Here is an 11643-nt window from a genome sequence, read left to right as displayed (position 1 = left end):
CGGTTCAGCGACTCACTCCGGCCTCCTCGTCACCCGGAACAGCCGGATCTCCCGGTCCACCCGTGCCTGGTACGTCGCGTACGGCGGCCAGAACGACAGTGCCGTCCTCCACACCGCCGCCCGCTCCTCCCCCTCCAGCAGCCGGGCGGTGACGGGGATGTCGTGGCCCTTCCAGCTGACCTCGGCGTCGGGATGGGCGAGGAGGTTGTGGGTCCAGGAGGGGTGGCCGGGGCGGCCGAAGTTGGAGCCGACCAGGATCCAGGAGCGGCCCTCCTCCTCCGGCATGCACGCCAGCGGCGCACGGCGGGGCAGTCCGCTGCGGGCACCGGTCGAGGTCAGGATGACGCCGGGCAGCATCTGGGCGCTGAGCAGCACCCTGCCGCGGGTGAGCCGGTGCACGGCACGGTCCAGGGCCGGGATGACATGCGGGGCGACCTTGGCGAAGCCCCGCGTGGAGGACACCTTCTGCACCGCCCGGACGACCACGGGTACGCCGATCACACCGCCACCTCCTGGGTGTCGAAGAGCCGGGCGGCGTCGGCGGCGTGCGCCCGCAGCCGGTGGACCGGGCCGAAGAGGAGCTCGTCGCCCGCGGCCCGCTTGAAGTAGAGGTGCGCCTCGTGCTCCCAGGTGAAACCGATGCCGCCGTGGAGCTGGATGGCCTCGGCGGCGGCGGTGCGGAGGGCTTCGAGGGCCTGTGCGAGGGCGAGGCGCGCCGCGGGTGGGGCCGTGCCGGGTTGTTCTTTGTCCGCGGGTTCGCCGGGGCTGGTCGCGCAGTTCCCCGCGCCCCTTGGGGGCGTTGCCCCTCGGGGCGTTGTCGCCCATGCCGCGTAGTACGCCGCCGAGCGGGCCGCCTGTACTGCCACGTACGCGTCCGCCAGGCGGTGCTTCACCGCCTGGAAGGAACCGATCGTCCGGCCGAACTGCTCGCGCTGCCCGACGTACTCCACGGTCCGCTCCAGTGCCCGGTCGGCGGCGCCCACGGCCTCGCAGGCGAGGACGGCGGCAGCCGTGTCCCCGGCCGAGGCGAGGGCCGGCAGTACCTCCCGGCCTTCCTCGTCACCCAGCAACTCGGCGTTCACATCACGGAGTTGGACCCGCCCCTGGGGCCGGGTGGCGTCCAGCGCCGTCTGCCGTGCGCGTACGACACCGGCCGCGTCCCCCGGCACCAGGAACAGCAGCGTCCGGGACCGTGCGAACCCCCCGGCGTGCGCGGCGACCAGCAGCAGTCCGGCGCTGTGCCCGTCCAGCACCTGGTCGACCTGCCCGTACAGCCGCCAGCCGTCCTCCGCCCGCCGTGCCTGCACTCCCCCGGCGCGCCCGCCGCCGGCCCAGTCGCCGCCGTTGTCGCCGGTGAGGGCGAGGGCGGCGGCCAGTGCGGTGCCCGGCACGGCGAGGGCGGCGGTGAGCTTGCCGGAGGCCAGTCGGGGCAGCAGTTCGGCGCGCTGGGCGTCGGTGCCGAGTGCGGCGATCAGCGGGCCCGCGAGGACGGCGGTGGCCAGCAGCGGGGACGGGGCCAGCGCGCGGCCCGTCTCCTCGCAGGCCAGGGCGAGTTCGGTCGCCGAGCAGCCGACACCGCCGTACGCCTCCGGGAGGGCGAGCCCGGGCAGGCCGAGCTGTTCGGCGAGGGCGGTCCACAGGCCGGGGTCGTGGCCGGCCGGGGTGTCGAGGGCCGTGCGCAGTTCCCGGGGTCCGCAGCGGCTGTGCAGCAGCTCGCGCAGGGTGCGGCGGATCTCGTCCTGCTCGGGGCTGAAGCTGGCGTCCATGGGCTCTTCCCTCCGGCTCTTCCCCTCAGATCTGACGGGCCGTCATATTAGGAGGGCCATAGCGAGATGCACAGAGGTTTGGAGGCCTCGCATGACTCCCGGGAGCCGGAAAGTCGCCGTGGTCGGAGTGGCCCTCTCCGACTGCGGCCGGGTCGACGACGCGACGCCGTACGCCCTGCACGCCCAGGCGGCCCGCCGCGCGCTGGCCGACGCGGGGCTCGGCCGCGAGGTGGTGGACGGCTTCGCGTCCGCCGGTCTCGGCACGCTCGCCCCGGTGGAGGTGGCCGAGTACCTGGGGCTGCGCCCCACCTGGGTCGACTCCACGTCCGTCGGGGGCGCCACCTGGGAGGTCATGGCGGCCCACGCGGCGGACGCGATAGCCGCCGGCCACGCGAAGGCGGTGCTGCTGGTGTACGGCTCGACGGCCCGCGCGGACATCAGGGCCGGCCGGCGGACCGGGAACCTGTCCTTCGGCTCCCGCGGCCCCCTGCAGTTCGAGGTGCCCTACGGCCACACCCTCATCGCCAAGTACGCCATGGCCGCCCGCCGTCACATGCTCGAACACGGCACGACGATCGAGCAGTTGGCGGAGGTCGCCGTGCAGGCGCGGGCGAACGCCGCCCTGAACCCCGATGCCATGTTCCGCGACCCGATCACCGTGGACGACGTCCTGTCGGGCCCGATGATCGCGGACCCCTTCACCAAGCTGCACTGCTGCATCCGCTCCGACGGCGGCGCGGCGGTGCTGCTGGTCGCCGAGGAACTCGTACGGGACTGCCGTACCGCGCCCGTGTGGGTCCTCGGATCCGGGGAGCACGTCTCGCACTCCGCGATGTCCGAGTGGCCCGACTTCACGACCGGTCCGGCGGCGGTCAGCGGTCGGCTCGCCTTCGAGCGTGCGGGCGTGCGGCCCGAGGAGATCGACTTCGCGGAGATCTACGACGCCTTCACCTACATGACCCTGGTGACGCTGGAGGACCTCGGCTTCTGCGGGAAGGGCGAGGGCGGGGCGTTCGTGGAGAAGGGGCGGCTGCTGGTGCGGGGCGGGGAGCTGCCGGTGAACACCGACGGAGGCGGTCTTTCCGCCCAGCATCCCGGGATGCGGGGGCTGTTTCTGCTGGTGGAGGCGGTGCGGCAGCTGCGCGGGGAGGGCGGGGAGCGTCAGGTGCGGGGGCCGGGCGGGCCCGGGGAACTACCCCGTCTGGGGGTGGCTTCGGCCACGGGGGGATGGTTCTGCTCGTCGGGCACGTTGGTACTGGGGAGGGATTGAGACGTACGTCGACCCGACCGGGAGGAACCGGCATGGCACTGACCCGCGAAGAGCGTGAAGAGTTCCTGGCCGAACCCCACATCGCCGCGCTGGCGGTCGACGCGGGCGCCGGGCGCGCGCCGCTGACCGTGCCGATCTGGTACCAGTACGAACCCGGCGGCGACCTGTGGATCATGACCGGCCTCGACTCCCGCAAGAACGAGCTGATCCAGGCGGCGGGCCGGCTGTCCCTGATGGTCGACCGGACCGAACCCACGATCCGGTACGTGTCGCTGGAGGGCCCGGTCATCAGCACCGTCCCCGCCACCCTCGAACGCCTGCGGGAGCTCGCCGCCCGCTACCTCCCGGCCGAGAAGGTCGACGGCTATGTCGACTTCGCCTGGAAGAACCACGGCGAGCAGGTGGTGGTGCACGTGCGGCCCGAGCGGTGGGTGTCGTCGGACCTGGGTCGGGTGTGAGCGGGCGCCGCGCGTGACAATCGGGGCATGGGAACGGATCTTCATGACTTGCTGAGGTCGCTCCGGGTGTGGGACGTCGAGCTGCCGTCCTTCGATCCGTCGGCCGCGCCCGCCGACCCGCTCGCGCTGTTCACGGCCTGGTTCGCCGAGGCGGTCGTGGCCGGGCAGGTGGAGCCGCACACGATGTCCCTCGCCACCGCGGACGAGGCCGGGCTGCCGGACGTACGGACCGTGATGATGCACGGCGCCGACGCGTCCGGCTGGTCCTTCGCCACGCACGTGGGCAGCAGCAAGGGCCGGCAGCTCGCCGCCCGCCCGCACGCGGCCCTCGGCTTCTACTGGCCCGCGCAGGGCCGCCAGGTGCGGCTGCGGGGCCCCGTGACGGCGGCCCCGTCCGCGGAGTCCCAGGCCGATCTGCACGCACGCTCCACCGGCGCGCTCGCTGCGGCCCTGACCGGCAGGCAGAGCGAAGTGCTCGCCTCCCTGGAGGAGTTGGCGCGCGAGTCGCAGGCGGCCTGGGAACGCGCCCAGGACGAGCCGGACGCCCCGGTCCCGTCCTGGACGCTGTACCGCCTGCGCCCGGTGGAGGTCGAGTTCTTCCAGGGCGACGCGGCTCGCCGCCATGTACGGCTGCTGTATCGCCGTACGGAGGAGGGGTGGGCGAAGGAACTGCTGTGGCCCTGAGCTGCTCCGGCAACGCCACGGTTCAGCCGCGCCCCTCAGGGGCGCGGGGAACTGCGCGACCAGCCACGACGTAGCCGCAGCCGACCGACGGCCTACCGCGGCACAACACCTCGCGGCGTCGGCAGCGGCAGCGAGTTCGCGCGCTCACGGGCGGCCGGCGCCGCCTTGCACGTCGCGTCCTTCGCCGGCAGCTTCCCGGTGGTCAGATAGGCCGTGGCGGTCTTGTCCGCGCAGGACTTGGAGCCGTAGATGCCGTGCCCGACGCCGCCGAGGACGGTGACCATCTTCGAGCCCTTCATCACGCGGCGCAGGCCCTGGCCGCTGGCCAGCGGGGTCTGGGAGTCCCACTCGTTCTGCAGGATCAGCGCGCCGACCTTGTTGTCGACCTTGGTGGCGGGCTCGCTGCCGTTCTTCTTCCAGAACGCGCACGGCATGATGTTGGAGACGAAGTCGCCGTACAGTGGCCACTTGGCCTTGTCGCGGATCGCGTCGCTGCGGTACTGCTCGGGATCGCGCGGCCAGTTGCGGGTGTCGGCGCAGACCACGGACCAGAAGCCGGCGGTGCCGTTGTCCGCGGGCACCGCCCGGGCGAACGACGGCGGGGCCTGCGAGGGCGTCCTGTCCGCCCGGTCACCGGACGTGGGCCGGCCCGCGGCGGCGTTCTTCAGCTGGACGACCCACTCGGCGGCGTCGCGCACGCTGAAGAACGTGGCGCGGCCGAAGGAGCGGACCTCGTCGCCGTTCAGCTTCATGCCTTCGAGCTCGATCGGCTTGCGGTCGGCCCGGGCGACCAGGTCGTAGAAGGTCTTGCGGACCGCCTCGGGAGTCCGGCCCAGCTTGTACGTGGCGTCGCGCTCGGCGGTCCACTCGGTCCACCTGGTGAAGGCGGGCTCGGTGCCCTCCGCCCAGATCTGGATCATGCCGCGCCAGATCCGCGCGGGGTCGACGGCGCTGTCCAGGACGATGCGGTCGGAGCGCTTGGGGAACAACTGCGTGTAGACCGCGCCGAGGTAGGTGCCGTAGGAGTACCCCAGGTAGGAGATCTTCTTCTCGCCGAGCACGGCACGGATGACGTCCATGTCCCGGGCGGTGTTGCGGGTGGTGATGTGGCGCAGCTTGTCGCCCTGCTTCGCATCGCACTTCTCGGCGACGGTCCGCGCCCACTTGACGTCCTTGGCGAACGTCGCGGCCTTGTACGGCCGTTCCCAGTTCTGCTCCGCGTCCGTCATGCCGCAGCCGACGCCGGAGCTCTTGCCGATGCCGCGCGGGTCGAAGCCGACGAGGTCGTACTTGGCCTTCACGCTCTTCGGCAGCTCGCCCGCCATCATCTGCGGCATGTCCAGGCCCGGACCGCCGGGTCCGCCCGGGTTGAGCAGCAGCACACCGCGCCGCTCGGCCCTGTTGCCCGTCTTGATCCGCGAGATCGCGAGGTCGAGCTTCTTGCCGTCGGGGCGGCTGTAGTCGAGGGGCACCTTGATGGTGGCGCACTGGAAGGAAGCCGGTGTCGTTCTGTCGCAGCGGTGCCAGGACGGGGTCTGCCGCAGGTACTGGTCCAGGGGGTTCGCCGCGGCGGACGCGGTGGCCGGTGCGAGCGCGGGCACGAGGGTGGCGACGACGCTGGCCGCCAGGACGGAGGCTATTCGACTGCTTCGCACGTGGGGGGTCCTCGGGGTTGTTGCGTATGGGACGCATCAACCCTTTCGTGCGGTGGAGTTGGGCGAATCCATCGATGAGGCGGATCTGGTCCGTCCATGGATGGACGGCCGCGCGCGCCGGATGGTCCCCGAGTCGCACAACCGAGCCCGGCTCCGCACCGTCTCCTTCAAGAGGCCACCGACCGGGGCACTGTCCGCGCGGGTGAGCGCCAAGCCGGAGGCCCGGACCTCACCGGAAGTCGTAGGTGGCGAAGTCGGCCACCGCCCGGTATCCGATGCGCTGGTAGAGGCCGTTGCTGGTCGGGTTGTCGAGGTCGGTGAAGAGCAGCACCTCGCGCACGCCGGAGCCGAGCACCGCCCGCGTGACCGCGGCGGTGACCGCGCCCGCGTAGCCGCGTCCGCGCAGCGGGGCCGGGGTGTAGACGGGCGCGACCCGGACCTGCCCGGCGACCTCGGGTGTCACGCCGGCCATGGCGAGCGGGGTGCCGTCCTCGCCCTCCCAGAAGGTGACGCCGCCGTAGGAGATCCGCGAGTCGGCCCACGCCCCGGCGTCCCGCGCGGCGACATGGCCGACGGCCTCGACGAACTCGGCGTGCCAGCGCGTGAGCCGGTCCCGGTCCGCCGGGCCCACGACCCGCGCGCGGCCGGCCGGGGCGGGCTGCGGCACGGTCAGGTTGCCGAGCCGGTACAGCCGCTGGCGCTGCCCGACCGCACCCCGGGCACCGGCGTGCCGACGCCAGGCCGCGCTGAAGGCCTCGGCGGTCTCGCGGGCCGCGATGACGCCGGGGACCACCTGGCCGAGGCTCACGAGATGGGCGGCGAGGGAGTCGGCCTCCTCGGGGGTGAGGGGGGTGACGTTCAGGTGGTAGGGCGGGGTGCGGAAGTAGGCGGCCCGTACCTGCCCGTCCAGCTCCAGCGCGCCGAAGACGGGCGCCTCGCCGCCGTACGCGCGCAGCCCGTTGGTGCGCAGCGTCTCGGTCACCGTCAGGGGGACGGTGTGCAGATCGGGGCGTGAGCGCAGGAAGCCGCCGGCGTGAGCGAGGAAGGCGGTGAGGTCCTGGGTGGAGTACCAGTCGTCCGGGCGCATGCCTCATGATCCCTCGTACGGGCAGGGGTTGCGCACCCGATTTCCGCGGTGGACACGAACCCGACACAAGCGGCCGGGCTCAGCCGCCGGGTCGGGGGCCACCGGTGAACGGTCCTACGGGTTGACGTCGGGATCCGTGGCCAGCCGGGCGTGCATGTGCATGTCCCGGTACGCGTCGTGCCGCCCCGCCTCCCACATGGCGCCCCGCAAGGTCCCCTCGTAGCGGAAACCGCACCGTTCGGCGATACGGCAGGAGGGCTCGTGGCCGACGGCGTGGTCGAGTTCGAGGCGGTGCAGGCCGAGTTCGGTGAAGGCGAAGCGGGCGGCGAGGGCGAGCGCGTGGGTGGCCACGCGGCGGCCCCGGGCCTCGGGGAGCACCCAGTAGCCGACGCGGGCGGAGCTCATGACCCGGTTGATGACGTTGACGCCGACGTGGCCAAGGGTCGCGCCGGTCGCGGCGTCGGTGACGCAGTACGCCGCCGAGGTCCCGTCCCTCATGTGCTCGACCGCGGTACGCAGGGAGTCGCGGGCACTGTCGAGATCGGTGGTGATCCGCAACGGCGTGTTCCAACGCCGGAACTCCGGATCGGTACGCCCCCGGAACCACGCCTCGAGGTCCCCCTCGGACTTCACGTCCCAGGCCCGCAACCGCAGACCGTACCCATTCAGCTCGGGGAGGGGATGGAGGTGAGGCTCAGGGTGATGTGATCCGCCGGCGATGGTCATGGACTCATTGAAACCGCCCGACGATCAGCTCCGCACCGCTTCGGCCCGGAACACCGGCACCCCGTCCCGGAAGGCGACCTCCAGTTCCGTGCCGGCCCGCAGCAGTCCGGGGTTCGGGCAGTCGACGAGTTCGGTCATCATGCGGGGGCCCTCGGTGAGATCGACGACGGCGGCGACGTACGGCGTCCGTTGTCCGAAGGGCGGCAGGTCGTTGCGGTGTACGACGGACCAGGTGTACAGGGTGGCGCGGCCGCAGGCCGGTTCCCAGGCGACGTCCTCGCTCCAGCAGTGGGGGCAGAACTCGCGGGGGTAGTGGTGGGCGCGTCCACAGGATTGGCAGCGGCGGATCAGCAGCCGCCCCTCAGCGGCCGCGTCCCAGTAGGTACGGGTGAAGGCGTCGGCCTCCGGAAGGTCGTGGCGCAGTTCGCTCATCGAAGCGGCCCCCGTCTCTCGTATCCCGGCCGGGTCAGAACAGCCCCAGCGCGCTGTCCAGCGACCACGACTGCCAGGACATCCCGAACAGCGCGACCACCGAGATCAGCGCCATCATCGAGTTCTGTCCCTGCTCGGCCCAGTCGTGGATCATCAGGACGAGGTAGAGAAGGTTGAGCAGCAGCCCGCCGACCAGGGCGATCGGGGTCAGGAACCCGAGGACGAGCCCGAGTCCGAGGGCGAGCTCCGCGTAGAGGACGACGTACGCCATGGTCCGCGGCCGGGGCTTGACGACGACGTCGAAGCCGGAGCGTACGGAGTTCCAGCGGTGCTTGGCCGCCACGTCGGCCGCCCAGGAGATCCCCGACCCCTCGAACCAGCTCTTCTTGTCCTTGTGCCGCCAGCTCTCCAGCCACCACAGCCCGAGGCCTATGCGGAGCACGGCCAGCCATTCCGCACCTGTGAGCCAGATCGCGTCCATGGATCTGACGGTACGTCAGGTAAAGGGGACCTGACAATCGCCTGTGCGTCCGCGATGAGTCCGACAGAATTGTTGGCAATTTCGTCGGCACACGATTACGTTCGCTGACGCAAGGACCCAGGAAGCAGTCAGGGAAGCCGTAGCAGCCGAGGAGAGTCCACCGTGAAGCACAGGGCAGTCAAGCGCAGGAGCGTCGTCATGGGGATCGGGGCGACCGCCGGGGTCGCTGCGGCCGGCGGCATCGCACTGACCGCGCAGGCGTCGAGCGGCACGGGTGCGGCGTCCGGTGGTTCCGGGGCCGCGGGGGCGGCGTCGTCGAACGCGCTCACCTTCGACAAGGACGCGTACACCACTCTCACGACCACGATCACCGACGCCGACGGCGCCGACCACGAGGTGGAGTACCGCTTCTACAAGGCGGTCACGTACGTCGCCGCGCCGGTCGACGAGAAGTACCAGTGCCTGAACGTCAGCGTGCCGGTCCGGATCGACGGCACGGCGGTGGACGCGACGGACGCGCCGATCCTCTTCGCCAACTCGGTGGGCGGGTACATGCCTTCGTCGGTTGCGGACGCGACGGGTGTGGGCGGGGGTGGGGCGACGGGGATGCCGGGCGGGTCGCCTTCTGCCAGTACGGCGCCCTCGGCATCGGCCTCCGGCGAGGTGGCTTCCGGCGGCAACGGCACGGTGAACGCCCAGGGCGGGATGGTCAGCCTCCCGAAGCTGGCGCTGGCGGCGGGGTACGTGGTCGTCGAACCCGGCGCCCGCGGCCGTACGCTCGTCGATGCCGACGGCACGTACTACGGCGTGGCCCCTGCGGCGATCGTCGACCTCAAGGCGGCGGTCCGCTACGTGCGTTCCAACAAGGGCCGGATACCCGGCGACGTCGACCGCATCGTCTCGTCCGGCACGAGCGCGGGCGGCGCGCTGTCCTCCCTGCTCGGCGCGTCCGGCGACAGCCCGCTCTACGACAAGCTGCTCGCGGCGATCGGTGCGGCCGACGCGAGCGACGCGATCTTCGCGACCGGCGCGTGGTGCCCGATCACCGACCTGGAGCACGCGGACGGCGCCTACGAGTGGAACTGGGGCTCGAACCCGACGAGTTCCGGCTCCGCAGTGGACCAGGCGGTCTCGAAGGAACTCCGTTCGCAGTTCGCCGAGTACCAGGCATCGCTGCGGCTGAAGGGGCTGAACGGCTTCGGAACCCTCACGGCCCGCAATTACGACGAGTACCTGGTCAGGCAGTACATGGAGCCGTCGGCGACCCGCTACCTCGCGGCCCTGTCCGACGCCGACCGGAAGTCGTACCTGGCCAAGAACACCTTCATCACCTGGTCGGGCGGCAGGGCGAGGTTCTCCTGGGCGGACTTCCTGACCCACGTCGGCGCCCGCAAGAAGTCGACGCCGGCCTTCGACGCGTTCGACCTGTCGGCGGGCGAGAACAACCTCTTCGGCAAGGGCACCACCAAGGCCCGCCACTTCACGCTCTACAGCCTCCGCCACGAAAGCGGCGGCAGCGCCCGCCTGGACAGCGACCTCCCCGCGACGCTGCACCTGATGAACCCGATGCCCTTCCTCACCGAGAAGCCCAACCCCCACCGCACCAAGCACTGGTGGATCCGCCTCGGCACGAAGGACTCCGACACGTCCCACACGGTCTCCGCCAACCTCGCCGCCGCCGCGAACGCCCTCGGCGACGAGGTCGACCACCTCTACTACTGGGACGAGGGCCACGGTGCCAACACGGACCCCGGCGACTTCATCAAGTGGATCGCAAGGATCACCAACCACACCCCGAAGACCAGGTAGACACCACTCAGCCCCTACCGCCCCTTAGTCGGCATCGAGCTGGTGGTCCGCCCAGACGTAGCTTTCGGGGAGCAGGTCGGTGATGGGGACGGCTCTGGTGCGGTCGCCTTCGCCGACGATGACCTTGAGGGCGGGGAAGTAGTCGAGGAGGACCTGTCGGCAGCGGCCGCACGGGGGGACGACCCCTCGGTCGCGGTCGCCCACGGCGACGATCGTGTCCAGGTCGTAGGCGCCCTGGGCGGCTGCCGCGCCGATGAGTACCAGCTCGGCGCAGGGGCCGCCGGTGAAGTGGTAGGCGTTCACCGCGGTGATGACGCGACCGTCCTGGGCGCGGGCCGCGGCTGCCACGGTGTGGTTGTCACCCCGGCAGCGAGCACGGGCGACGTCCGCCGCGGCCTGGACGAGTTCGTGGTCGACGGGGTGGGTCTGCACGGTCATCTTCTCTGCCTTCGTCAGGTGTCAACCGACGCTGACCCGCTTGACCAGGGCGCGCAAGCGAATATCGGCGAAGTGCCGTCGAGGCCCCACCCCGGTTCGAGAGGTGGGGCCGGTGTTCTACGGTGCGGGCTCGTACGTGACCGTCGTCACCGGGCAGGCGTCCGCGAGTTGGGTGAGGGCCTCGCGTTCCGTCGCGTCGGCCGTCAGGCCCCAGCGGAGCTTCGTCGAGATCCACTCCGAGGCGTACCGACAGGAGACCTCGACCGTCGGCGGCAGCCACTCCGCCGGGTCCTGGTCGGCCTTGCTGCGGTTCGAGGCCGCGGATACGGCGACCAGGGACGGGTTCACGGCGAGGTCATTGGCGTACGACTCACGTCGCTCGGCGGTCCATTGCGACGCCCCGGAGTCCCACGCCTCGGCCAGCGGCACCATGTGGTCCACGTCCAGCGCCGACGCCGAGGTGAGCCACTTCGAGTCGTAGTACGACCACCAGCGCCCGCCCGAGAGCTTGCAGCCGGGCAGGATCTCGGGCTTGTCCACGGCCTCCGCGAGCAGCACCTCCGCCCGGGTGTTGCAGCCGTCGCCGGGGATCTGGCCGGCGTTCCAGTGCTTGAAGCTCGTGCGCTCGTAGCCGTCCCGCATCTCCGCGGCGACCGGAAGGAGCTGGACCGAGGTCGCGATCGGGAACGTGTACGGAGCGAGGGAACGATCCTGCGCCTGGGCGGGGGTGGGTGCCGCAAAGGGCACGAGGAGGAGTGCGGCCGTCATCGCGGCTCGCCTGATGTTCTTGATCACACATCGTAGGATTGACCGCCTATAACTCGTTCGAGGGATTCG

At 71.5% G+C, this 11643-nt stretch carries 13 protein-coding genes; 4 read left to right on the top strand and 9 right to left on the bottom strand.

Annotated features, from left to right (window positions below):
* Positions 1 to 12: 12 nt before the first annotated feature.
* Positions 13 to 501 (bottom strand): nitroreductase/quinone reductase family protein, encoded by a 489-nt coding sequence (locus tag CP983_RS24225; RefSeq protein ID WP_229914788.1) that lies wholly within the window; start codon positions 499 to 501, stop codon positions 13 to 15.
* Positions 498 to 1766, bottom strand: coding sequence for an acyl-CoA dehydrogenase family protein (locus tag CP983_RS24220; RefSeq protein ID WP_150501748.1), 1269 nt, complete (start codon positions 1764 to 1766; stop codon positions 498 to 500). Before CP983_RS24220 ends, CP983_RS24225 begins: the two co-directional genes overlap by 4 nt.
* Before the next feature lie 91 nt (positions 1767 to 1857).
* Here CP983_RS24220 and CP983_RS24215 point away from each other — a divergent pair, with 91 nt between their 5' ends.
* Genes CP983_RS24215 through CP983_RS24200 form a run of 3 tightly spaced genes read left to right on the top strand, consistent with a single transcriptional unit; the run spans position 1858 to position 4178 of the window.
* Positions 1858 to 3036 carry a thiolase C-terminal domain-containing protein gene (locus CP983_RS24215; protein ID WP_150501746.1) on the top strand — a complete coding sequence of 393 codons (1179 nt, stop codon included), beginning with the start codon at positions 1858 to 1860 and terminating at the stop codon, positions 3034 to 3036.
* A 32-nt stretch (positions 3037 to 3068) separates the two neighbouring features.
* Positions 3069 to 3494: a pyridoxamine 5'-phosphate oxidase family protein gene (locus tag CP983_RS24205; protein ID WP_150501744.1), complete on the top strand. Its 426-nt coding sequence runs from the start codon at positions 3069 to 3071 to the stop codon at positions 3492 to 3494.
* 27 nt (positions 3495 to 3521) lie between these two features.
* Positions 3522 to 4178 (top strand): pyridoxine/pyridoxamine 5'-phosphate oxidase, encoded by a 657-nt coding sequence (locus CP983_RS24200; protein WP_150501742.1) that lies wholly within the window; start codon positions 3522 to 3524, stop codon positions 4176 to 4178.
* A 92-nt stretch (positions 4179 to 4270) separates the two neighbouring features.
* On the opposite strand, the gene CP983_RS24195 is transcribed toward CP983_RS24200, so the two are convergent.
* The 5 genes from CP983_RS24195 to CP983_RS24175 all read right to left on the bottom strand — a co-directional run bounded on the left by CP983_RS24195 (position 4271) and on the right by CP983_RS24175 (position 8559).
* Positions 4271 to 5833 (bottom strand): alpha/beta hydrolase, encoded by a 1563-nt coding sequence (locus tag CP983_RS24195; protein ID WP_150501740.1) that lies wholly within the window; start codon positions 5831 to 5833, stop codon positions 4271 to 4273.
* A gap of 229 nt (positions 5834 to 6062) precedes the next feature.
* A complete protein-coding gene (locus CP983_RS24190) occupies positions 6063 to 6920 on the bottom strand; it encodes a GNAT family N-acetyltransferase (protein ID WP_150501739.1) in 858 nt (285 codons plus the stop codon).
* A 114-nt stretch (positions 6921 to 7034) separates the two neighbouring features.
* Positions 7035 to 7646 (bottom strand): GNAT family N-acetyltransferase, encoded by a 612-nt coding sequence (locus CP983_RS24185; RefSeq protein ID WP_150501737.1) that lies wholly within the window; start codon positions 7644 to 7646, stop codon positions 7035 to 7037.
* A 24-nt stretch (positions 7647 to 7670) separates the two neighbouring features.
* Positions 7671 to 8078 (bottom strand): Zn-ribbon domain-containing OB-fold protein, encoded by a 408-nt coding sequence (locus CP983_RS24180; protein WP_150501735.1) that lies wholly within the window; start codon positions 8076 to 8078, stop codon positions 7671 to 7673.
* A 34-nt stretch (positions 8079 to 8112) separates the two neighbouring features.
* Positions 8113 to 8559, bottom strand: coding sequence for a DoxX family membrane protein (locus CP983_RS24175; protein WP_150501733.1), 447 nt, complete (start codon positions 8557 to 8559; stop codon positions 8113 to 8115).
* Positions 8560 to 8757: 198 nt separating this feature from the next.
* On the opposite strand from CP983_RS24175, the gene CP983_RS24170 reads away from it, so the two are divergent.
* The gene (locus tag CP983_RS24170; protein ID WP_150506842.1) at positions 8758 to 10368 is read left to right on the top strand and encodes a subtype B tannase; all 1611 of its coding nucleotides are present in this window, start codon (positions 8758 to 8760) and stop codon (positions 10366 to 10368) included.
* 24 nt (positions 10369 to 10392) lie between these two features.
* Here CP983_RS24170 and CP983_RS24165 read toward each other — a convergent pair whose 3' ends face one another.
* Entirely contained in the window at positions 10393 to 10806 is a 414-nt protein-coding gene (locus tag CP983_RS24165) for a cytidine deaminase family protein (RefSeq protein WP_150501731.1), read from the bottom strand.
* Positions 10807 to 10923: 117 nt separating this feature from the next.
* Positions 10924 to 11601: an HNH endonuclease family protein gene (locus tag CP983_RS24160; RefSeq protein WP_150501729.1), complete on the bottom strand. Its 678-nt coding sequence runs from the start codon at positions 11599 to 11601 to the stop codon at positions 10924 to 10926.
* Positions 11602 to 11643: the final 42 nt, after the last annotated feature.

This window comes from Streptomyces chartreusis (assembly GCF_008704715.1).
Taxonomy (GTDB): Bacteria; Actinomycetota; Actinomycetes; order Streptomycetales; family Streptomycetaceae; genus Streptomyces; species Streptomyces chartreusis.
Note: the sequence above shows the minus strand (reverse complement) of the source record. Positions and strands in the feature narration are given on the sequence as shown.